This is a genomic window from Brevibacillus halotolerans (assembly GCF_026891775.1).
GTDB lineage: Bacteria > Bacillota > Bacilli > Brevibacillales > Brevibacillaceae > Brevibacillus_B > Brevibacillus_B halotolerans.
In genome coordinates this window covers 48,736-71,269 of sequence record NZ_JAPTNK010000019.1, presented here as the reverse complement: position 1 = coordinate 71,269, position 22,534 = coordinate 48,736, and the positions used below count along the sequence as shown (strand labels likewise).

Annotated in this window: 18 protein-coding genes; 6 read left to right on the top strand and 12 right to left on the bottom strand. The window is 41.9% G+C overall.

Annotation, left to right across the window (positions count from 1 at the left end; genetic code table 11):
* Nucleotides 1-142: 142 nt before the first annotated feature.
* Nucleotides 143-2,860, top strand: a complete 2,718-nt coding sequence (gene acnA / locus O0550_RS19905) for an aconitate hydratase AcnA (RefSeq protein ID WP_258427129.1) — start codon at nt 143-145, stop codon at nt 2,858-2,860.
* 45 nt (nt 2,861-2,905) lie between these two features.
* Here the strand turns inward: acnA and O0550_RS19900 are convergent, their stop codons facing one another.
* Nucleotides 2,906-3,151, bottom strand: a complete 246-nt coding sequence (locus tag O0550_RS19900) for a hypothetical protein (protein ID WP_181748958.1) — start codon at nt 3,149-3,151, stop codon at nt 2,906-2,908.
* A 76-nt stretch (nt 3,152-3,227) separates the two neighbouring features.
* Here O0550_RS19900 and rsgA point away from each other — a divergent pair, with 76 nt between their 5' ends.
* Nucleotides 3,228-4,292, top strand: coding sequence for a ribosome small subunit-dependent GTPase A (rsgA, locus tag O0550_RS19895; RefSeq protein ID WP_068793557.1), 1,065 nt, complete (start codon nt 3,228-3,230; stop codon nt 4,290-4,292).
* A gap of 68 nt (nt 4,293-4,360) precedes the next feature.
* Here the strand turns inward: rsgA and O0550_RS19890 are convergent, their stop codons facing one another.
* The 3 genes from O0550_RS19890 to O0550_RS19880 all read right to left on the bottom strand — a co-directional run bounded on the left by O0550_RS19890 (nt 4,361) and on the right by O0550_RS19880 (nt 8,964).
* Nucleotides 4,361-5,104: an IclR family transcriptional regulator gene (locus O0550_RS19890; protein WP_181748957.1), complete on the bottom strand. Its 744-nt coding sequence runs from the start codon at nt 5,102-5,104 to the stop codon at nt 4,361-4,363.
* A 168-nt stretch (nt 5,105-5,272) separates the two neighbouring features.
* Nucleotides 5,273-5,677 carry a hypothetical protein gene (locus tag O0550_RS19885; protein WP_258427128.1) on the bottom strand — a complete coding sequence of 135 codons (405 nt, stop codon included), beginning with the start codon at nt 5,675-5,677 and terminating at the stop codon, nt 5,273-5,275.
* A 41-nt stretch (nt 5,678-5,718) separates the two neighbouring features.
* Nucleotides 5,719-8,964 carry a DNA translocase FtsK gene (locus O0550_RS19880; protein ID WP_258427127.1) on the bottom strand — a complete coding sequence of 1,082 codons (3,246 nt, stop codon included), beginning with the start codon at nt 8,962-8,964 and terminating at the stop codon, nt 5,719-5,721.
* A 329-nt stretch (nt 8,965-9,293) separates the two neighbouring features.
* Here O0550_RS19880 and O0550_RS19875 point away from each other — a divergent pair, with 329 nt between their 5' ends.
* Nucleotides 9,294-10,646, top strand: coding sequence for a hypothetical protein (locus O0550_RS19875; protein WP_003334795.1), 1,353 nt, complete (start codon nt 9,294-9,296; stop codon nt 10,644-10,646).
* A gap of 56 nt (nt 10,647-10,702) precedes the next feature.
* On the opposite strand, the gene O0550_RS19870 is transcribed toward O0550_RS19875, so the two are convergent.
* The 6 genes from O0550_RS19870 to lepB form a co-directional block, all read right to left on the bottom strand.
* Nucleotides 10,703-11,311 carry an HD domain-containing protein gene (locus tag O0550_RS19870; RefSeq protein WP_258427126.1) on the bottom strand — a complete coding sequence of 203 codons (609 nt, stop codon included), beginning with the start codon at nt 11,309-11,311 and terminating at the stop codon, nt 10,703-10,705.
* A 184-nt stretch (nt 11,312-11,495) separates the two neighbouring features.
* Complete coding sequence (gene pyrH, locus O0550_RS19865; RefSeq protein ID WP_003334793.1) at nt 11,496-12,239, bottom strand: UMP kinase; 744 nt, start codon at nt 12,237-12,239, stop codon at nt 11,496-11,498.
* A gap of 87 nt (nt 12,240-12,326) precedes the next feature.
* A complete protein-coding gene (locus O0550_RS19860) occupies nt 12,327-13,109 on the bottom strand; it encodes an inositol monophosphatase family protein (protein WP_258427125.1) in 783 nt (260 codons plus the stop codon).
* Nucleotides 13,110-13,189: 80 nt separating this feature from the next.
* Nucleotides 13,190-13,672 carry a PaaI family thioesterase gene (locus O0550_RS19855; RefSeq protein WP_022585972.1) on the bottom strand — a complete coding sequence of 161 codons (483 nt, stop codon included), beginning with the start codon at nt 13,670-13,672 and terminating at the stop codon, nt 13,190-13,192.
* 225 nt (nt 13,673-13,897) lie between these two features.
* The gene (locus tag O0550_RS19850) at nt 13,898-14,851 is read right to left on the bottom strand and encodes a DMT family transporter (protein ID WP_003342449.1); all 954 of its coding nucleotides are present in this window, start codon (nt 14,849-14,851) and stop codon (nt 13,898-13,900) included.
* A 304-nt stretch (nt 14,852-15,155) separates the two neighbouring features.
* Nucleotides 15,156-15,674, bottom strand: coding sequence for a signal peptidase I (gene lepB / locus O0550_RS19845; protein WP_003342447.1), 519 nt, complete (start codon nt 15,672-15,674; stop codon nt 15,156-15,158).
* 227 nt (nt 15,675-15,901) lie between these two features.
* Between lepB and ilvD the strand changes: the two genes are divergently transcribed.
* The 3 genes from ilvD to O0550_RS19830 all read left to right on the top strand — a co-directional run bounded on the left by ilvD (nt 15,902) and on the right by O0550_RS19830 (nt 19,192).
* Nucleotides 15,902-17,575, top strand: a complete 1,674-nt coding sequence (gene ilvD, locus O0550_RS19840) for a dihydroxy-acid dehydratase (RefSeq protein ID WP_258427124.1) — start codon at nt 15,902-15,904, stop codon at nt 17,573-17,575.
* Nucleotides 17,576-17,725: 150 nt separating this feature from the next.
* Nucleotides 17,726-18,382 (top strand): tRNA (guanosine(46)-N7)-methyltransferase TrmB, encoded by a 657-nt coding sequence (gene trmB / locus O0550_RS19835; RefSeq protein WP_003342443.1) that lies wholly within the window; start codon nt 17,726-17,728, stop codon nt 18,380-18,382.
* 477 nt (nt 18,383-18,859) lie between these two features.
* A complete protein-coding gene (locus O0550_RS19830) occupies nt 18,860-19,192 on the top strand; it encodes a hypothetical protein (RefSeq protein ID WP_258427123.1) in 333 nt (110 codons plus the stop codon).
* 182 nt (nt 19,193-19,374) lie between these two features.
* On the opposite strand, the gene O0550_RS19825 is transcribed toward O0550_RS19830, so the two are convergent.
* Both O0550_RS19825 and O0550_RS19820 read right to left on the bottom strand, forming a co-directional pair.
* Nucleotides 19,375-19,722, bottom strand: coding sequence for a hypothetical protein (locus tag O0550_RS19825; RefSeq protein WP_003334785.1), 348 nt, complete (start codon nt 19,720-19,722; stop codon nt 19,375-19,377).
* 254 nt (nt 19,723-19,976) lie between these two features.
* Nucleotides 19,977-22,532 (bottom strand): transglycosylase domain-containing protein, encoded by a 2,556-nt coding sequence (locus O0550_RS19820; protein WP_258427122.1) that lies wholly within the window; start codon nt 22,530-22,532, stop codon nt 19,977-19,979.
* Nucleotides 22,533-22,534: the final 2 nt, after the last annotated feature.

The following is a 22,534-nucleotide window of genomic DNA, read 5'->3' as shown; positions in this document are numbered from 1 at the left end:
TTGTGAAAATAGGGTGGAAGAGTAACAAGCTTTCGAGTATAATAAATTTGCAACGGAAACGAAACGTGGTTTCATCTAGTGAAACAAACGGGTAAGGAATTATGTAACAGTTGAATTTATTTGCTCGAAGGGGGTTATTCTTTTGGCTTTTCAAGATGATTACAAAGTAAAATCGTCCATGCAAGTAGGTGACAAAACCTATAAGTACTATCGTTTGCAAGGTTTGGAAGAGCAAGGAATCGGTGAGGTATCTAAATTACCTTTCTCCATTAAAATCTTGTTGGAAGCAGCTGTTCGCCAATATGATAATCGTGCAATAACTAAGGAGCATGTTACATCTCTCGCAAACTGGACGAAGGGCCGTGACAGTAATCAAGAGGTTCCATTAATGCCTGCTCGTATCGTTCTTCAAGACTTTACCGGTGTACCTGCGGTTGTAGACTTGGCTGCTATGCGGGTGGCAATGAAGAATAACGGCGGAGATCCGCGTCGTATCAACCCACTTGTCCCAGTGGATTTGGTAATTGACCACTCCGTTATGGTTGACTCATTCGGTTCAGCTAATTCTTTGGCAACGAACATGGATTTAGAATTTGAACGCAATGAGGAGCGTTATCGCTTCCTACGTTGGGCCCAAACGGCATTTGATAATTTCCGTGTCGTGCCACCAGCTACAGGTATCGTTCATCAGGTTAATCTTGAGTACTTAGCATCTGTAGTGGCTAATCGTGAAGTGAATGGTGAAACATTTGCTTATCCAGATTCCTTGGTAGGAACGGATTCCCATACTACCATGATCAATGGATTAGGCGTGCTTGGCTGGGGTGTCGGTGGTATCGAGGCAGAAGCTGGTATGCTTGGACAACCGCTTTACTTCGTTACTCCTGAGGTCGTTGGCTTTAAATTGACTGGTACTTTAAAAGAAGGATCTACCGCAACCGATCTAGCTCTTACCATCACGCAAATGCTTCGTAAAAAAGGCGTTGTAGGCAAGTTCGTTGAATTCTACGGTTCTGGTCTATCTAATATTTCTCTTGCTGACCGTGCCACCGTTGCCAATATGGCTCCAGAGTACGGTGCAACAATGGGCTTCTTCCCGGTGGATCACCTGACACTAGACTATATGCGTCAAACAGGTCGCAGTGAAGAGCTAATCAATCTAGTTGAAACCTATACCAAAGCTCAGGGCTTGTTCCGCACAGATGACACAGAAGAGCCTGTATATTCTGAAACGCTCTCCCTTGACTTATCTACAGTAGTACCAAGCCTTGCAGGACCAAAACGTCCACAAGATCGCATTGAACTTACGAGTATGAAAGAGTCCTTTAACTCCAGCATCCGCACTCCAATTGAAAAAGGCGGGTTTGGACTAAGTGAAGAGAAAATCAACACTTCTGCTAACGTTACCTATGCGAATGGGGAAAAAGCTGAGCTGAAAACAGGTTCCGTGGTGATCGCTGCGATTACTTCCTGTACAAATACGTCTAATCCTAGCGTAATGCTAGCCGCAGGAATCGTAGCGAAAAAAGCGGTAGAACGCGGATTAACCAAACCTGCTTTCGTTAAGAGCTCCTTGGCACCAGGTTCTCGCGTAGCAGCTCAATACTTAGAAGATGCAGGACTAATCGATTCTTTAAATAAAATTGGCTTTAATATTGTCGGCTTTGGTTGTACTACTTGCATTGGTAACTCCGGTCCTTTGCCTACAGAGACCAGTCAGGCTATTGCTGACAATGATCTGACAGTAGCGGCTGTACTATCTGGTAACCGTAACTTCGAGGGCCGTATCCATGCGCAGGTAAAAGCGAACTACTTAGCATCACCTCCATTGGTTATCGCCTATGCATTAGCCGGTACAGTAAATATCGATTTAACTACAGAGCCTATCGGTATTGGTAACGATGGTAAGCCTGTATATCTAAAGGATATCTGGCCAACTCCATCTGAACTGGATGAAGCGATGAAAAAAGCGACGAATCCAGACCTGTTCCGTGCTGAATATGAGCATGTATTTACAGCAAATGAACGCTGGAACAAAATTGATGCTCCAACTGGAGATCTGTATGAGTGGGATAGCAAGTCTACCTACATTCAAGAGCCACCATTCTTTAAAAATCTGGAAAAAGAAGCTGGTCATATTGGAGAAATCAAAGGCGCTAACGTCCTAGCACTCCTTGGTGATTCCGTAACAACCGACCACATCTCTCCAGCCGGTAACATCACACCTACTAGCCCTGCTGGTGTTTATCTGCAAGCTAACGGTGTAGAACGAAAAGACTTCAACTCCTATGGTGCTCGTCGTGGGTCTCATGACGTTATGATGCGTGGTACGTTTGCCAATATCCGTATTCGTAACCAAGTGGCTCCAGGTACTGAAGGTGGAGTAACGAAGTATCTTCCTACCGATGAAGTGATGTCAATCTATGATGCATCTATGAAGTATCAAGCTGACACCAAAAACCTAGTCGTTATTGCTGGAAAGGAATACGGTACTGGTAGCTCCCGTGACTGGGCGGCAAAAGGTACATTCCTATTAGGTGTCAAAGCCGTTATTGCTGAGAGCTTTGAGCGTATTCACCGCTCTAACCTGGTAGGCATGGGCGTACTTCCTCTTCAATTCCTGGAAGGTACTAACTGGCATACATTAGGATTAACAGGACGCGAAACCTTCGATATTCTTGGCCTGAGTGATCAAGTTCAACCAAGCCAGATCTTGAAGGTTGTAGGTACTCGCGAAGATGGCTCTACATTTGAATTCGAAACTATCGCTCGTCTAGATAGCACAGTTGATATCGACTACTATCGAAATGGTGGTATCCTTCAAACAGTTCTTCGCCAATTATTTGACGAAAGCAAATAATACTTGAGAGTTGTTACATCCCCTGCTGATTAGCGGGGGATTTTTTTATACAAAGGTTTCATGAAACAAAAGTTTTGTAACCTCAATTTCTGACTGCTTCATGCCACGGAGTAAAAAAGCTCGAATAACTTTCTGAAAAAAGGCATAACTTCCTTTTTCCTTTATAAGAAAAATGTAGTAAACTGTTGTTGGAAACAAACTGCTTTTACCAGAAAGGAGATGTGTACTATGAGAAATAGCATTGTCAAAAATCAAATTGTTGGTGGGGATCGCAGAGAATCCTGTTAACATGGGCATATTTCCTAAAACCGGATTCTTCTGTGGTCATGTCTAAAGCTTTATACATGATTAGAGGAGGAGTCCTACTTTGGATCTCAAAACATTAGGCTGGAATCAAAACTTTGAACAACATTTTGCAGCATATTCTGATCCTACATATATTGTAGGCCGAGTTACCTTAGAGCATAAACGTATCTATCGCGTCATGACTGAAGGCGGCGAGCTACTAGCTGAAATTAGTGGAAAAATGCGATATCAGGCTTTTGATCGAGAAGATTATCCAGCAATAGGCGATTGGGTCGTCATGCAACCTCGCTGGGAAGAGCAAAAAGCTACGATTCATGCTATTTTACCACGGCAAAGTAAGTTTTCACGTAAAGCGGCTGGCAATGCTCTCGAAGAACAGATCGTTGCAGCCAACGTAAATACTGTATTTTTAGTTAATGCTCTTAATTTAGATTTTAATCTTCGTCGTATTGAGCGTTATCTGCTTGTCACATGGGAATCTGGCGCTAATCCTGTGATTGTGCTTAGCAAAGCTGATTTATGTGAGGATATTGAAAGCAAGATCGCTGAAGTGGAATCGATAGCATTGGGAGTACCGATTTATGCGATTAGCACTTTCGCTCATCAGGGATTGGAGCAGCTTCTCCCCTATGTTCAAACTGGGCAGACCGTTGCCTTACTTGGATCATCTGGGGTTGGAAAATCCTCGCTAGTCAATGCATTAAGCAAGGAACAGCTTCAGGTTGTACAGGAAGTCCGCAGCGGTGATGATCGAGGAAAGCATACGACCACCCATCGCGAGTTATTCTTGTTGCCATCTGGAGGCCTCATGATTGATACTCCAGGAATGCGCGAGCTCCAGCTTTGGGATTCCAATGAAGGCTTAGCAGATACCTTTAAAGATATAGAGGAATTGGCAGAACGCTGCCGCTTCTACGATTGCAGACATACAACTGAACCGGGATGCGCTATTAAAGCTGCATTGGAGGAAGGAACGCTCACAGACAAGCGCTATCAAAACTATGTAAAGCTACAGCGTGAGCTAGCCTTTCTAGCACGTAAAGAGAACAGACAGGCACAAGCGGCGGAAAAGAATCGCTGGAAACAAATAAACAAATCGCTACGTGATGCTCCTAAAAAGCGATAATCCTGTACTTTTTCTGTCTTCAACTAATAAGAAAGACTCGAGCTACTACACTCGAGTCTTTTTGATGCCTACATAAGCATTTTCCCCATCCGAAAAGCTGTATGCATGATGGGAGCCGCAATTTCCTTCATCTTCTCTTCCGTTAATCGGCTTGATGGGCCAGAAACAGATAAAGCAGCAAATACCTTTCCCTGTTTGTCATAAATGGGGGCAGACACCGCTGCCGCTCCTACCTCTCGTTCTTCACTACTGGTGGCAAAGCCGACTTGCTTAATCTGTTTTAGCTGTTCTTGGTATTGAGGCTTCTCTACCGAATCAGGCCAATTTGGAGACGTCAATAGTTCTTGCAGTAGCCTTTGATCCGCAAAAGCCACCAGTACCTTACTGGAAGCTCCTACCGCCAACGACATTTTAGCCCCCACGGGAGCTACTCTTCTAATCGGTTGATTGCTTTGCACTGCCTGAATGCGAATGCGCTCAAGCCCGTCTATGACATACAGGCTCACCGTTTCTCCTAATAGGTCACGCAATTTTTCCATCTCTGGCAATAAAATGACTGCCGGATCATCCTCCCGGGTCAAATTAGCTGATAACTCCCACACACGAAATCCCAAACGGTACTTTTCCGTTTGAACATTGCGTTGTAAAAATCCCTTGCTTTCAAGTGCAGCCAACAACCGATGTACAGTACTTTTATGCAAACCAATCCGAGCAGCGATTTCACTTAATCCTAATTCCGTTGCGTCTATAAAACAAAGAAGGACATCTAAAGCCCTTTCTACGCTACGAACGGTTGCCTTGGGTTCTTCCATGACTATTCCCTTCCTTCTCACGGTCGTTCCATCTAGTGAAACCATGTTCTATTTTTAATAAGTATACCTGATTTATTGGCCGCTGTAACTATTTTTCCCTTCCAAAAAAACAGTGATCCCTTCCTTGGAAGCAGATCACTGTTGGATACCTTTGAAGCATTCTCTTGTTTACTGTACCTCCATGATTACACCTGGGTTGTAGCGTTTGAGGTAATGAAATATTTCCTGTCTTTGTAAAACCTCATACTCAGTTAGCATGTTGTGCTGTGTTAGATATTCAGATAGGGCTTTTGTTCCTTTTTCCATGCGTCTCATAGCGGCATCGGGAGTTGTCAGCATGGCTGGCACCAGCAGTTGATAGTACCAGATTCCCTTCGCTTCCTCCGATACATCTACAGAAAGCTCGATATCAGGATTTTCAAAAGCAAACAGTGTGTTAAATCGTTCAGAGATTGTCACGTCTTGAGTTGTAGGAATCGAGATACGCCATACAGAAAGATAGTACTCTTCATTAAATAGCGCCAGCTCATCGGTAACAAGCTGGTACGACTTTTGATCATGATTCACTTCCATTTCACAACCTCCTAATAGTTGGCCGCTTTTTTTATGAACCACTAAAATAAATTACTTCCTTCCCCTAACGCTTGGGCATCCTCTGCCGTAATTAGCACTGTACGGGGCTTTCCTCCATTTTGTCCTGCAACGTAACCGCTAGCCTCCATCATTTCAATTAAGCGGGCGGCACGATTGTATCCGATACGGAATCTGCGCTGTAAGCTTGATGCCGATGCCTGCCCTTGTTCGGCTACAAATACAAGTGCTTCATGGAATAATGGGTCATCTCCCATCTCAATGGATGAGACCTGAGCCTCTAATTCTTCCCTAGTAAAAATATATTCCGGCTTGCGTTGTTTCTTGATTACAGATGTCACTGCATCAATTTCGTCATCATTGACATAATTTCCTTGTAAACGAATCGGAGGCGCTCCGCTTTCTAAAAAGAGCATGTCCCCTCTTCCAAGTAATCTTTCTGCTCCACTTTGATCCAAAATCGTCCGGGAATCAATTTGCGAGAACACAGCAAACGCAAGACGTGTAGGAACGTTAGCCTTGATATTCCCAGTGATGATATCTACAGATGGTCGCTGCGTAGCAAGCAATAAATGAATACCGCAAGCTCGCGCCTTTTGAGCAATACGGATGATACAGTCCTCAACATCCTGCGGAGAGACCATCATCAAATCGGCTAGCTCATCTATAATAATGACAATATACGGTAATTGATCATCTGTCGTTTGGTTGTAGCGTTCAATATCCCGAACACCAGCCTCAACAAACAGGGCATACCGTTTTTCCATCTCTTCTACAGCCCATTTAAGAGACGCAGTTGCTTGTTTAGCATCTGTAACAACAGGAGTAACCAAATGCGGTAGATTATTATAGGGTGCCAATTCCACCATTTTCGGGTCAATCAGCAACAATCGTACTTGTTCTGGTGTGGACTTAAATAGCAAACTAATAATAATCGAATTGATACAAACACTTTTCCCTGACCCAGTAGACCCTGCCACCAAACCGTGTGGCATTTTTTTAATATCAGCCACGATCGGCTCTCCACCAATATCCATTCCAAGCGCTATAGCAAGAGGCGAAGGATGGTTCTTGAATTTGTCTGATTCCAGTATACGGCGGATAAAGACTGGCTCGCTTTTGTTATTTGGAACCTCTATGCCGACCGCATTTCGTCCAGGAATAGGAGCTTCTATCCGAATATCCTTAGCAGCCAAATTTAATTTAATATCATCCGAAAGACCAGTAATTTTATTGACTTTAACCCCAGGTGCCGGTTGTAACTCAAAGCGTGTTACTGACGGACCTTTAACTATATTCACTATATTTGCATTTACGTTAAAGTTACTTAGCGTTTCCTCTAGTAGATTCTTTTGATCCAATGTATGTTCGTAATCATCCTCGGTTAAAGCCTGAGTAGGCGTTAATAGCGAGGTCGACGGAAATTCATACATGGGTCGTTCTTCGGGCAAATCTTCTCTAGATGTCAGCTTTTCCGAATGATTTTGAGAAGCATTAGGCGATATCTTTAGGGATGCTTCTTCTACTAGCTCAGACTCTGTTGGTTGCACTACTGGAAAAACAGGAGCTTCTGGTTGAACAGAAGATATCGCTGTTGTCTTCGGCTCCACTGTTTGTAGCTGTTCTACTCGGTCTATATGAACCTCATCAGTGATACTATCCTCTTTTGCTGCTACATAGGAAAAGGGAATAGGTAAAACTGGTTGCTTTTCCTCTACCGTATTCTTCTCATCCGAGATGGAAAGGTTGTGTACATGCTCCTGTTTGAGCACTACATCCCCTGCATGAACTGCCCCACTCATTTCATGTTGAACGGAAACAACATTTTTTAGCTCCTGTTGCTCAAAATCTACTAGCCCACTAGAAACTGCTGGCGTATCCGACTGCTCATAGGCCGTTATTTCTGGTTTAACTGCCTCTGATACTTCTGGTTCTGCTTGTTCCACTGCCTCTGGTTCAACAGCCTCTGACCTTTCCGGTTCTGCTTGCTCAAAAACGGCCTCTGGCTTGACCGCCTCTGGAACTTCTGATTCAGCTTGTTCCAATATCTCTGGTTCAGCCGCCTCTGACATTTCCGGTTCTGCTTGTTCCACTGCCTCTGGTTCAGCCGCCTTTGGCTTTTCTGGTTCTGCTTCTTCCAATATCTCCGGTTCAACAGCCTCTGACATTTCCTGTTCTACTTGCTCAAAAACGGCCTCTGGCTTATCAGTCTCTGGCTTAACGGTCTCTAGTATTTCTGGTTCTACTTGTTCCAATACCTTTGGTTCAACAGCCTCTAACACTTCTGATTCAGCTTGTTCCACTGCCTCAGGTTTACTAATATCTGCTGCTTCCAGTTCTGGACGATATACTTTCTCGTGTACGCTTAGCTCAGACGTTTTACCTTGCCTTGCTGCTTGCAATCGTTGAGCTGCCAAAGCAGCAGCCTGTTCTCTTAAAGAATCAACTTCTGGCTTTTCATACTCCTCGTGTTCTGCTTCCCGAACCGGTTCATCCACCGTTACAATCACAATCTGCCCGTCCTCGTTAATTCGGGCTTGTCGAATCTGTTCCTTTTTAACCGTGTTATCTCCTTCTTTAATTTTCCCATAGATCGGTGAGAACAGCTCTGTAGGTGCAAAAGGCTTTTTAAAGCCGTTCGGCTCAGATTGATTGTAACTATCCCCCGAGGTTGAGCTAGGCATATGCTCTTCCTGATAAGTAGCATGAGAGGAATGTCTACTGTAGCGTGAATCGGATTCCTTTTGTCCTCGTTGAGCGTAGCTATCTGTCACAGACTGTTCTAAAGAACCCGCTTTCCATCTCTGGCGGCCTTCTGATTCCGACGCAATTCGTTCCTGTTGTGTAAAAGCATAATCTGTATTGTTCCTGCTTTCTCTGGAATCCCATAGCCCCTGCTCACTTTGACCCTGATTACGCTGATACTGGGATGGCATCTTATCCGAAGCAACATCAGTTAAGCGCCTTTTCGTTTTCCTCTGCTTTTCAAACTCACTGTCCGGTACGACAGGAAATCGGAAAAATCGGGGACGCGTTCTTTCCATGAACTCGTTTAATTCCTGCTCGTTATGATTCCTTGGGTAAATATTTTTGGTGCGTGCCCTCGTAGAAGAAGTCTGCCTCGGTTGACGGCTAACAAATTCTATCGGTTGCTCTTCATCTATAGGAACGTGTTTAGCTTCCCGATTATCATCCTGCTCATGTACTTCTACCTCTACTTCCATCATTTCTTGCCAAAATTTCTTTAAACGTTCAAACAAACTAGCCATCTCTACTAGTCCTCTCTTCCTCTGTTAATTTAGAAAAGCTGGCTTTTCTGTCTTTTTCACTGTGTCACTGGCTGCTTTTCCCGATAAACTTCAGAGAAGCGATATTGAGGAATTTACTTTTACTCCTCGTCCTTCTGCTTCCTATTGTTGCACAGAAGGGTACGTCATCCATTTTATCACGAAAAGGGCAAACAGAGGCGTCAATTCAATTTTTTGAACAAAATTCGAAACCATCTGCATTCTCATGCGTATAACCTTTTGAAGGAAATTATTTTACAACCTAGAATATTCATCCATGACTACCCAATTTGAAAAGAGGTGCTTTTTTTATGAAAAAAACAACTGTAGGGGCTGCTGTATTGGCATCATCTGTTTTAGTAATGACAGGATGCTCAACCGATGGGACACTACTTCGAGATGCAACCGTAAATAGTATGGAAAAAGGAAGCTACAACCTTGCTGGTTCCTTTAAACTAACTGGGAATTTTGATGAAGTTTTGAAAAAAGAAAAGGCGTTAACAGATGAACAAGTTGGAATTCTAGAAAGCGTAAAAGAAGGTATTTCGTTTGAAGGTGTGAAAGGCGACACTGCAAGTTCTAAACTAACAATGTCTCTCAACAACGATAAAGCTTTACGCGACCACAAAGTATGGGAAGGTAAAGACAAAGCATCGATTGAAATGATCGTAGATAAACAAGATATCTATGTGAAATCCCCTATCGATAAGAAATATTTGAAATATGCACAAGATATGCAATTGACTGAAACAACTAACATAGATCCGGAGCTTGTGAAAAAATTCAGCGAAGATGTAAACAACCTCTCCATGAAATTCGCTAACAGATATATCAAGGGCTTCGACTTTAAAGGCTCCTCTGTACAAAACAAAGGCGAAGAAACGGTTAAATTACCAAACGGTGAGGAATTAAAAGCAACCCACCTGATCATTGAGCTAGATACGAAAAACCTGATTGAACTTGCTTACTACATTGCCAAAGATGCAACAGTTAATCCAGAGGTTCGCTCTTTTGCTATTGATTTGACCACAATGGCTACCAAGTTCTCAGATAAAGCTATTGAAGCGAAGAAAACTCTTCTAAAAGACGAAGAATATCGTAAAAATGCCACTGATCAAGTAGACTTAATGATCGCTGCTGCAAAAGTAGGCATTGCTGATTTTGAAAAAGAAAACAGCCCTGAAAAGCTAGTAGAGCTAGCTAAAACAGAAGGCGGGCTACAAAACCTGAAGCTGAAATTAGACTATTGGATCGATAAGGATAAATTGCCAGTACGTTCTACTGTAACAATTGATGTTACTATGAAAGATCCAAAAGCTACAGCGAAAGATGCAACTCCAATTACATTTGGCTTCATTGGAGATAGCTACCAATGGAACTTTGGCAAAGCAACACCATTCGTAGTTCCTAGTAAAAACGACGTAGTTAATTTCGCTGATCTAGCGAAAGATAAAGAAGCCATCAAAAACTTTGATGAAAAAGGCTTCTTCCATAAGATCATTAAGGAAGTACAAGCACAACAAGAAGAAATGAAAGCATTTGAAGCTGAAATGGAAGCCCTAGAAGCAAAAGAAAAAGCAGCTGAAGCTAAAGACAAAGCGGCCGAAGCTAAACCAAAAGCTCCTGAGGCTAAACCAAAAGCTCCTGAAACAAAAACAAAATAAGCATCTGATGTAAGAAAAGACCGTAGAGCGATTCCTCTACGGTCTTTCTTGATCTATTACGCCAGTAGATACCCCTTTTCTACCGCACTGTTAATCAGCTCTTCAGCATATGTCCAAAGTGATTCAGACCCCTCCTGAATCGGTTGCTTCACTCGCTTAATCACCTGAGCCCTTGTAATATAATTGGTTTTCCAGGTGGCCCCTTCTGTGTAATAATTAAATAACAAGGGTTGAAACCGATCGAGAGCAACAGCAAATCGGGCCTCCGGAGTAATCCTTTGTTCAAATTCTTCCCACAAGCCCTTAAACTCTACCTCCTGATCGTCAGGTAATAAGGCATAGATTCTATCAGCAGCAGCCCTCTCTCGTGCCTCTTTGTCAAGATATCCCCGATCATCGTACACATATGTATCTCCCGCATCAATCTCTACAATATCATGCAGTAACAGCATTTTTATCACTCGTAACAAATCCACCTCAGTATCACTAGCATGCTCTTGCAAAACCATTGCTAACATCGCTACATGCCATGAATGCTCAGCATCATTTTCACGCCTAGAGCCATTCAAAAGTAAGGTCTGTCGGTAGATATGCTTCATTTGATCAATTTCTCTTAAAAATTGGAGCTGCTGTTCAATTCGTACTCCTGTTTGATTCAAAATCATGTTATTCTCCCCTCTACCTTTTCTGGTTGTAAGCGCTGTATTTTTTGCAGATGATTCAAAGTTTTCTTACTTATAATAAATAACCGAATCATTATAAGTGAGTGTAGGAAAACCTCCCGCTATGTACAGGAGGTTCTTCTTTCCTTTATAAAGAAAGATTCGGCAAAAAGCCCGTCTTTCCTTTTTAATGAGATGAAAGTACAGTACCAACCTGATCCGAAACCAGTGTTCCTAGATTCTCACCTTCACAAATCCGCTTCATGACATGCTTCTTATCAAAATTAAAAACATGGATAGGCAAAGCATAGTCACGGGCCAAAATGATGGCAGATTGATCCATTACCTTCAATCCCTGACGAATCACATCATCATAGGAAAGCGATTCATACAGCTTTGTTTTTGCCAAAATGCGCGGGTCTCCATTGAGTACACCATCTACCCCATGCTTGGCAACAAGGATCGCATCAGCTTCCATTTCTAAAGCGCGCTGTACGGCAGGATAATCTGTTGTGACATAAGGCTGACCATTTCCGCCAGCAAAGATAATGACATGTCCTTTCTCTAAATGATGCATCGCTCGCAAGCGAATATATGGCTCGGCAACTGAATTAATTGGATTAGCAGTCATCACACGTACCTCATGATCAGTTCTGTTGTTCAACACACCTCTGAGCATAAGACTGTTAATAACCGTTGCCATCGTTCCGATATTATCCGCTTCCACACGGCCAATCCCCCATTCATTGGCCATATTCCCTCTAAAAATATTGCCACCACCAATGACGATAGCTACCTCCACGCCTAACCGTAACAGTGCCTCTACTTCATCCGCAATGTGTGTCAGCCTATCTGGATCAAAACCAAATCCTTTGCCTCCAGCTACAGCACCACCACTTAATTTGACCAGTACACGCTTATATCTTGGCATAGCTCTCCCCCTTACTTTGTGGAAGAATTCCTTCCGTATTGTAATCAGAAATTAGGGGTTTTGGCAATCTTTTCAAGAAAAAAACAGCTAACAATAATCTCGCATCATATTGCATAGCTCATCTTGTAGCGCTCCCCCACTTACAATCATGCTAACCAGTAATTCGGGATGATAAGCTTCATATGTAAATGATTCTGCACACCAACCAGTCATTTTCGCCCCTGCCTCTTGTGCAATTAAGACGCCCGCCGCCACATCCATCATGTTGGTTTTTTCCATTACAATGTAATCAAGCCAGCCATTTGCCAGCAAACAAAAATCTAGCGCAGGAGAATAATTTCTCATTAAACGTTTCGTGTGTAGGAACAAAGCTCTAGTGGTCTCTATTTCTTGCTCTTTTGTCAATGCCTCTCTACCTCGTACGTAAGAACCTGTCGCACGGGCGAGTACATTTTTATTACTGACCTGCATTGGGGTGCCATTTAAATAGGCTCCTTTGCCCTTCTCTGCCCAAAATAATTGGTTAGCTATCGGATTGTATACCACTCCTACTATCAGCTCTCCACGGAGCTCTAGCGCAATCGAAACAGAAAAATAAGGATGTCCCACAAAGAAATTATTGGTTCCGTCCATTGGATCAATCACCCATAAATACTCGTCACCTCGACTAATCGTACCGATTTCTTCAGAGTAAATAGAATGATCGGGAAAGTGGCGGTGAATTACTTCAATAATGCGGCTTTCACTCTCTCTATCTTCTACTAGCTTGACATCATTGTGCGATTCCAATTCAGGGAACAATTGTTGTGAAAAACGTTGCTTTAAATAAGCTCCCGCTGTAAGTGCTGCCTCTTTTGCAATTTCTAGCATGGCTAATTCTCCTCACTCTTGTATCTGTTCATCTTTCTTCATATCTATATCTTTTATTCCAGACTTTCTATTTGAATAAGCTAGATTCTTCCGCGGTCAATTATGACAAAGGTTCCAGTACCATGCGCAATTAGCCGATCCTGATCGTCATAGACAGACCCCTCCATTACGGCCATTAGTCCACCTCGATGAATCAGTTTAGCAACTGACTTTAGCTTCTGACCTTTACCAGGACGTAGATAACGTATTTGCAAATCGCTCGTAACAGCAGCCTTTCCCTCTTTAGCCATTACCTTATTGATCAGAGACCCCATCGTGTTATCAATTAATGTGGCCGTAACACCACCATGCACAATCTTGAGGGAGTTATGCATATATGGAGTGATCGGAACCTCAAATTGATAGGTTCTTTCATCAATAAAGGCTCCTTGTAATCCTAAGAAACCAGATAGATAGGCACTATTTCGCTCCCGCTTCTGCTTAATTGCTTGTAGGGCTAAACGAAGAATTTCACGTTCCTCATCGGTTCCCTCCATCATAATTTGTTGCCACTCCTCTTGCATCTAATAAAGCCCCCTTTACTATCCTGACATATTGGTATAGGCAATGACCTTCTACGATCATACATAAAAAGCAGTAGAAACAAAAGCAGGCATGTCCAAATGTGGCATTCCTATCCCTGAATAGAAAAACAGGCAATCTCTGTTCCGAAAATGCCTCGGATCAAGACCGCCTATCTGAGATAGCTAGAGTATAGTTTGTAATGTAATTCCGAAATTCATACAAGGTTATAATTTTAACTCCTGCACCTGCGGATTCGTGCTTGAAATCGAGGCAAGACTTTTTTTCGGACGCGAGGACCAATAGACACCTAATAGCACGAGCACACCGCCTATTATTTGAGACAAAAGCAATTCCTCTCTTAAAAACAATACAGCAAATAAGGTAGCAAAAACCGGCACTACATTCATAAACGGTGAAGCTTTTGTTGGTCCTAAAAAGTGGACTGACTTCGTCCAACAAAAGAATGCAATTACCGACGAGAAGATACCTAAGTAAGCAATTGACCATAGATTTTCCCAGAGGAATAACTGCACAGGGCGATAGCTTAGCTCTAGCATCATCAACGGCACTGTAGTAATTACACCTGCAAAGACAATCAAAGTAAAGCCGATTAACCCCGGTAGCTTGTCCGCTGTTTTACGAAGCATAACAGAATAAATGGCCATCAGGACATTACTTAGAATCAACACGATATCGCCATTATTTAACCGAATGTCAGCAAAGGTTCCAAGGTGTCCTTTGCTGACGATCCACAAAACGCCTAGCAACGATAAAAGAATACCAATTACTTGGTTGCTAGTAATTCTCTCATGCAGCATAAAGTAAGCGACGACAGTGATAAAGATTGGCGATAAGGATGAAAGTAAAGATGCATTGACTGTGTTGGTATGCTCCATCCCCCAATACACCAATCCCGTAAATAATGCAATTCCCAAGAAGCCCATCACTACTACTTCTTTCCAAAACCTCAGATAAAATTCCCAATTTTCACGCAATAACTTCCATGTAAAAGGTAACAGTACAAGAAGAGCAAAAGACCAACGTAAAAAACTAAGAGTAAATGGTGGGACGTGATGTAAAATATTTTTGCCAATCAAGAAATTACTTCCCCATAACAAAGTTGCTAACAGGGGAATCAAATAGACAATCCGATTAGCTTTTTTACCTTGAGTACCCAATCTGATCCCCTTCCATCAAATATGTAGAACTTGTTACAATCAGATTTGTTTCGTTGTTATTGTATCACCTAGAAACACTGTTTTTAGTGTATCTGAATTTTTTAAAAATTACGCGTTTATTCATTGCTTTCATACACAAAAGCGTTTATGTATTGGGATATTACAACGTTTATGCAGATATCAAATAAAAATAAACTGAATATAATATACGTATTAATGAATAATTATACCAAAACACCCAAAATAAAAGCCCGCGAAACCAGTTACTGTTTCACGAGCTTTCTCTTCTGTTTCACATGTTTTTTTACATGATTCGCATATGATTAAACGGATAGTATAAAAAGATACCTTTACCTACCACCGCTTTTTTTTCAACAAATGGCGTTGGCCATAAATGTGAATCAAAACTACCGTTCCGATTATCTCCCAAAAAAAAGTAGTTGTCTGGCGGTACATGGACAGGAGCGAAATCATAATTCATCGCTTCTTTTAAGTATGGTTCCTCTATCTTTACACCGTTACGATACAAGAAACCTTGTTTTATCTCGATGGTATCTCCTCCTTTTCCAACCAAGCGTTTAATAAACAAGTCCTTATTTCCCTGAATTGGTGGGGAAAACACAACAATATCACCATATTGAAAGTTTTCTGGATTGGATATTTTCTCAATGAAAAGACGGTCATTCACTTGCAGGGTTGGAACCATAGACGTAGATGGTACATAAACAGCTTGAACCACAAACGTACGGATTGTAAAGCTCAGCACAAGAGCAATAGCTATTATGGGTAGCCACTCTCTAACTATTTTTGGTAACTTCTTCATTATAAAGATCCCTCCTCTTAAGTATACGAGCAACAGGCTGAGTCAATTTCACTCTTTGTCAATTTTTTCTCGTCCGAAATGAACAAATGTTCAGATCATTTTGCTTGTTTCATACTTTCGTATAGTGCTACAATAGTGAAAATACTTTGGATAGGGTGTTGTCGTACGGCTTCATTCCCAATGAAATAACTCTTACGATATCTGAACCATACTGGAGGATAGGCGACATGAGACAAAGAAGCGATATGATCAAAAAAGGCTTTGACCGAGCTCCTCATCGGAGTTTACTACGAGCGGCAGGTGTACGGGACGAGGATTTCGATAAACCGTTTATTGCCATCTGCAACTCTTATATAGATATTATTCCTGGCCACGTCCATTTGCAAGAGTTTGGTAAGATCGTAAAAGAAGCCGTTCGTGAAGCAGGCGGTGTTCCTTTTGAGTTTAACACAATTGGAGTAGATGACGGAATTGCCATGGGGCATATCGGGATGAGGTATTCTTTACCAAGCCGAGAATTGATTGCTGATAGTTTAGAAACAGTAGTTTCGGCTCATTGGTTTGATGGCCTCATCTGTATTCCGAATTGTGACAAAATTACGCCAGGCATGATTATGGGTGCTTTACGTGTTAATATTCCAACCATTTTTGTCACAGGTGGTCCAATGAAAGCGGGAAAAACTAGCGATGGACGCTCAATCTCCCTCTCTTCCGTTTTTGAAGGCGTAGGAGCCCATCAGGCAGGTCTGATTGATGATGATAAGCTGTTGGAATTAGAACAATATGGCTGTCCAAGCTGCGGTTCCTGTTCAGGTATGTTTACAGCTAATTCAATGAACTGCTTGGCTGAAGCATTGGGAATTGCCCTCCCAGGAAACGGCACAATTTTAGCTACCTCTCCCAAACGTCGTGAACTTGTTACATCTACTGCAAGTGCCCTAATGCACTTAATTAAACATGATATCAAAATGCGCGATATTGTTACTAAGGATGCACTAGATGACGCCTTTGCTTTGGATATGGCGATGGGCGGGTCTACAAATACTGTTCTGCATACATTAGCGCTCGCCCATGAAGCCGGCTTTGAATATCCGATAGAAAGAATCAATCAGGTAGCTGAACGCGCACCACACCTATGCAAATTAGCTCCTGCCTCCGATTATCATATCGAGGATTGCCACAATGCTGGCGGCGTATCGGCCATTTTACGGGAGCTCATGAAACGTGAAGGAATCCTACATCCTGATCGCGTTACTGTAACTGGTAAGACACTGCGTGAGAATGTAGCTGAAGCAGCGATTTTAGATGAAGCTGTGATACATCCTCTTGATAAACCTTACAGTGAACGCGGGGGACTTGCTGTTCTGTTTGGAAATTTAGCTCCAGAAGGCTCCATCATTAAAACGGGAGCCGTGGACCCTTCCATAAAAAAACATGTGGGGCCAGCTATTTGCTTCGACTCTCAAGAGGAAGCTTTAGAAGGCATCGCAAACGGAAAAATTAAAGAAGGACATGTTGTGGTTATTCGTTATGAAGGACCAAAAGGCGGACCAGGTATGCCGGAGATGCTTGCACCCACTTCTCAGATTGTCGGGATGGGGCTTGGTACTAAGGTAGCTCTCGTAACAGACGGACGTTTCTCCGGCGCTTCCCGAGGAATTAGTATTGGTCACGTTTCCCCCGAAGCAGCGGAAGCCGGACCGATTGCATTTGTCCATGATGGGGATATCATCAGCATAGATATGGAAGCACGTACTATACAGCTAGAAATTTCTGACGAGGAAATGGCAAAACGCAAAGAAAGCTGGGCAGGATTCGAACCAAAAGTAAAAACAGGCTATCTTGCTCGTTATTCTAAGCTAGTCACTAATGCATCAACTGGCGGCGTATTAAAAATTTAACGTTGAAATCCAGACTCCCCTATGAAGAGGGAGTCTTTTTCATCCGGAACAAAAAGAATGGCAACAAAATTAACTTGAAACCAGCGTCCATGCATAATAAAGTAGAAGAGTTAGACCCGATGAATTGCAAATGCTCGCAAGGAGGTTTTTATGCGTTTACGCAATATCCCTGGTGCAGAAGATATGCTGCGCCAATTTCCAACCTATGTAGATAATCCTAGTCAATATAAGGGAAAATGGTCAGACTGCTTTGGCAATAACAATCCGATTCATGTTGAGATTGGCAGTGGTAAAGGACGTTTTATTAATACATTGGCAGCTCGCTTTCCCTCCATCAACTTTATCGCAATCGAGTTAAAAGCAGAAGTGCTGTATCGCACAGCCCAACGTACGGAACAAAAGGAAATTCCTAATTTAAAATTGGTTCAATTTGATGCTTTCAAAATTACAGAACTGTTTGAGCAAGAGGAATTAGATCGTATTTACTTAAACTTTAGTGATCCATGGCCGAAAAAACGTCACAGCAAACGCCGCCTGACGCATTTCTCCTTTTTGCGTCAATATCGAGCTGTGCTAAAACAAGATGGAGAAATTCATGTAAAAACAGATAATCAACATCTGTTTGAATTCTCTCTCAATCAATTCGCTAACGAACTGTTTCAATTACGCCATATCACATTTGATCTTCATTCATCCGAACAGGCTGCAACGAATGTGATGACTGAATATGAAGAACGTTTTTCCAATCGCGGACAACGCATCTTCCGCACAGAGGCTCTTTGTAAGCCAATAGCACCCACCAATTAATCATTATTCTTATTTACCGTATAACGTCTTGAGCGAAGCAATCATTCTTTTGGAATGGTTGCTTTTTTTGTATATATTCACCATAATGCCAAAAATATTTCAAATATAAAGATATATCAATTATATTTATCTGAAAAATAAAACAACTAATAAATTGGGAATAGTTACTTACACTTTCTTGCACGCAAGCTGTTTCATTTTCTCAAAATTAGTGTAAAATTTCCTAAGTAAGCACTAAAAACCCAAGTATTAATGTGTTAACTAGTTTTAACCAGTATATATTTTCCATTAATTGCTTATAATATATGATGAATTGTATATTTTACAAAATTTTAAAATTTATTGAACAGCACTTTTTCAGCAGATAACTACTTTACAAATCAAATAAAAGGAGTAAAATAATAATTGCTGAAGGATTTTTGTGCTGACTGGTCAATACAAAAAATATATGTACTTTTGGAAGGATAGGTGGACTCTATGAAAAAACAATTAATTTTAGGCATGACTGTACTAGCCTGTGTATTCTCTGCGTCTTCTGCATTTGCTGCTGAGGAGAACGCAACAAAAAGCGAAACAATGGCACCACAAACATTCTTTAACGTTCAGGTAGCACCACAAACAGTTGCACCTGCATCTGTTGTTGTACCAACTGAATTTACTAGTGACATTACAAAAGGTGAAGTAGTAAATTTCTCTATCTTTACTCCAGTATCTGCTCCTACTCAAGTAACAGATACTACAACACCAGCAGCTGGTATCCAATCTGCAACAAAAGGTGAAGTTTTTAAAAGCACAGTAATTTTCGGATAATTACTTGCTGTAAAAATTCTCTCTTTTTTACCCTCTTTTTAAAAAACTGGTCATTAGCCTCCACTTGTTGGGGGCTCTTTTTTCTATATAAGTACTGTATAGGTACAGTCTTACAAAAATAAAAAAACGCGTAACATCATCGCTACGCGTTTTTTCTATATGCCTCTGTAAAGCTGTATCAGCTATTCTTCTAGCTGGCTTACCTCTTCAACTTCTCTTTCCTCTTCGGGATGCCAATGATCCAATACTTTACCTTGAAGCACACGCCCTTCAATAAACTCGATCTGATTGGCAGAAAAACAGGTTTTCCATTCTACATGAAGTTCTTCCGCCATCTTCACTACCGTGAGTAGCTCTGACCAAGCTACATATCGCTTATACCAAAAAAATTGCGGCTGTTCATTCATATATGGATATAAATCATCAAACTCTGTATGTTTACAGTCAAGAGCCCGTTCAAAGTGAACTTTCGCGTGTTCCAGTTTCTCCTGGAAGTAAGATTGCAAATCCTTTTGAGAAAAGGTAGACACATGAATCCCTCCAGTTTTCCATTTACAGTTTCGTTGTATGAACCATTCCGAGTTATTCCGAGTTATCAACAAAACTTATATCACCATTCTAACACGCACTGCAGTCTGTGAAAATAGTCATAATCTTGTCAATCTAACTATATGAAATGGAACAGGACACCTTGGTTATGAAGAAAGGCAACCGTCCTATGCTACGGTTGCCTTTTTCAATCTTTGTTCGTTAGTTTCTTCTATTCATCTTACTATAGTCTCTATTAATTACCTGCTCCTTGCTGGGAGGGATCAGTTGATTGAGTAGGGTCTGGGATGTCGGCTGGTCTTTGACTGGCATTGGGATCAGCACCGTTGCCTGAAGAGCCATTTCCCTGTCCATGTCCCTGTCCGTTGTTCTGATTATTTCCTCCGTTATTGCCGTTTGGTAAACCCTGAGGTGTCGAATTGCTATTGCCACTGTTATCAGTGTTTCCATGGCCTTCTTGCTCAGAAGATCCATTTGAACCGTTATTCGGGGATTGATCACCCTCGGTTGAGTTTTGGCTATCTCCGCTATTGTTCTCCTCATGCTGATTTTCACCATTTTGCAGAAGCTCTTCTAATTGTTTGGTATTTACTTCTCCAATATTAGATGGGCTTCCAGGGTTACCATTTTCATCATAAGGTACAACAAAGTATTTGTATAAGACGCCTTCCTTAACCTGATCAACAAAGGTTTTACCACTTTGCTTGGATGATATCTTTTCAGCCGACTCAGGATTATTCAAATAACGCATTACATCATAACCCGTCGTTTTTTCGTTAGCATCATCCCACATTAATAAGGCTACTGGCTGAGAACCTTCAATGGTAAGTCGAACAGACAGAGCAGGTGGTGTGGTTGCTACTTCCTGATTCTCTTCTACCTCGTGACGTTCGCTTACTCCATTTGGTCGTTCAAAATCCATTGGTTTTTCATTCTTTAACGCTTCCTGCATCACGATGCTAAACATACGCGCCGTCTTACCGCTACCATCATACATAATGTGGCCCTTATCCTCTTTTGGGAAACCCATCCAGATGGAGCCGATATACCTAGGGTTATATCCAACAAACCAAGCATCCTTGTTTGCCTTGGAGCTTAGGGCTGATTGCGTGGTTCCCGTTTTACCTGCTACCGGCCAATTTTTCATTTTCGCACTGGTACCCGTACCGCTTTGAACAGCATTACGCAGCAATTCGTGCATTTCCCAAGCGGCATTAGGTGAAATAACTTGTGTTTCTTTTACAGGTCTAATCTCTTCTTTCCCTGTTCTGAGGTCTTTAATTTTATCAATGGCATGTGCTTCTTTTACTACACCGCCATTTGTAAATGCTGTATACGCTTGTGCCATTCGCAGTGGTGATGTTCCTTTATGCAAACCACCCAATGCAATGGATAAATTACGATCGGTCGGATCAAGCGAAATACCAAAATCCTTGATGTACTTCAAGGAATTATCAATTCCAATTTCGTTTAACAACCAGACCGTAGGAACATTGAGTGACATCTGAACAGCTTTATCCATACGTATGGATTCGCTGTATTGGTTATTCCAGTTCCTTGGCTCATAGCCATTAAAGCTTTGACGTTTGTTACTTAACTGAGAGCCTGCATGCCATTTCCCTGTATCTAATGCTGGTGCAAAAACAGCTAATGGTTTAAAGGATGAACCCGGCTGATGCAGACTCAGCGCATTATTCCAGCCCTTGTGCACATAGTTCCGGCCACCTACAATGCCGGCAATACCACCGGTTTTAGCATCGAGAACTACCATTCCGGCATCAACCTGATTGGTGCTTCCATCCTTCGGGAAATTCTTGGCATTCTCAAAGTTCTTCACCATTGCATCCTGTACATCGGTATTTAGCGTCGTATAGATTTGATATCCTCCGCTATATAGCTCATTCTCAGCAATGCCATAGCGTTCTTCGGCCTCGTCAACTACGTAATCAAGGAATGCCTGATATGAATTGCCCTCGGTGACTTTTTTAGTAGGAAGCGCTTCTTGTTGAGCAGACTCTTTTTCCTGCACCGTAATGATTCCTTGTTCGGCCATTAAGCGAATGATCGTATCACGGCGTTCTTTAGATTTAGCCGGATTGTTAAATGGAGAATAGATAGACGGTCCCTTTGGAATCGCCGCTAACTGAGCAATTTCAGCAGTCGTTAGAGTGTCCAGGTGTTCCGCCTTTTCTTTACCGAAATAATAATTAGCGGCTGCCTTAATTCCATAAGCACCATGACCTAAATAAATTTTATTTAGATACATCTCCATAATCTGATCTTTCGTGAATCTGTTCTCTAGGTTAATGGCAATACTAACCTCTTTCGTTTTTCGCCAGAACGTTTTTTCATGAGAGAGAAACACATTTTTCGCTAGCTGTTGGGTTATTGTACTTGCTCCTTCAACTGCACTGCCTGCTCGAATATCCTTCCAAATCGCTCCACCGATCCGGATCATATCTACACCATTGTGCTCAAAAAAGCGTTTATCTTCTACAGCCACAAATGCTTGCACCAACTTTTTAGGCACTTTATCGATTGTGACGTATTCACGATCCTCTAGGACATATAATTTGGATAGCTCTTTACCGTTCACATCCATTATTTTGGTTGCTTCCAGTTTAATGTCTCTTAATTTATTTTCATCCATCTCCACCATTTTACCGCCCGCATATAAGAGAGCGAAGTAACCTCCGATGACGGATAAAATTAAAAAGACGGCAAATCCAATAATAAGCATTATCCATTTATTTACTTGTTTTTTCTTTTTTTTCTTCTTGGCTTGAGCCATAT

Coding starts and splice junctions, on each gene's coding strand:
- O0550_RS19900 (WP_181748958.1), bottom strand. CDS start 3,151: ATGTTAACAGGATTCTCTGCGATCCCCACCAACAATTTGATTTTTGAC.
- O0550_RS19890 (WP_181748957.1), bottom strand. CDS start 5,104: ATGGAAGAACCCAAGGCAACCGTTCGTAGCGTAGAAAGGGCTTTAGAT.
- O0550_RS19885 (WP_258427128.1), bottom strand. CDS start 5,677: ATGGAAGTGAATCATGATCAAAAGTCGTACCAGCTTGTTACCGATGAG.
- O0550_RS19880 (WP_258427127.1), bottom strand. CDS start 8,964: ATGGCTAGTTTGTTTGAACGTTTAAAGAAATTTTGGCAAGAAATGATG.
- O0550_RS19875 (WP_003334795.1), top strand. CDS start 9,294: ATGAAAAAAACAACTGTAGGGGCTGCTGTATTGGCATCATCTGTTTTA.
- O0550_RS19870 (WP_258427126.1), bottom strand. CDS start 11,311: ATGATTTTGAATCAAACAGGAGTACGAATTGAACAGCAGCTCCAATTT.
- pyrH (WP_003334793.1), bottom strand. CDS start 12,239: ATGCCAAGATATAAGCGTGTACTGGTCAAATTAAGTGGTGGTGCTGTA.
- O0550_RS19860 (WP_258427125.1), bottom strand. CDS start 13,109: ATGCTAGAAATTGCAAAAGAGGCAGCACTTACAGCGGGAGCTTATTTA.
- O0550_RS19855 (WP_022585972.1), bottom strand. CDS start 13,672: ATGCAAGAGGAGTGGCAACAAATTATGATGGAGGGAACCGATGAGGAA.
- lepB (WP_003342447.1), bottom strand. CDS start 15,674: ATGAAGAAGTTACCAAAAATAGTTAGAGAGTGGCTACCCATAATAGCT.
- ilvD (WP_258427124.1), top strand. CDS start 15,902: ATGAGACAAAGAAGCGATATGATCAAAAAAGGCTTTGACCGAGCTCCT.
- trmB (WP_003342443.1), top strand. CDS start 17,726: ATGCGTTTACGCAATATCCCTGGTGCAGAAGATATGCTGCGCCAATTT.
- O0550_RS19830 (WP_258427123.1), top strand. CDS start 18,860: ATGAAAAAACAATTAATTTTAGGCATGACTGTACTAGCCTGTGTATTC.
- O0550_RS19820 (WP_258427122.1), bottom strand. CDS start 22,532: ATGGCTCAAGCCAAGAAGAAAAAAAAGAAAAAACAAGTAAATAAATGG.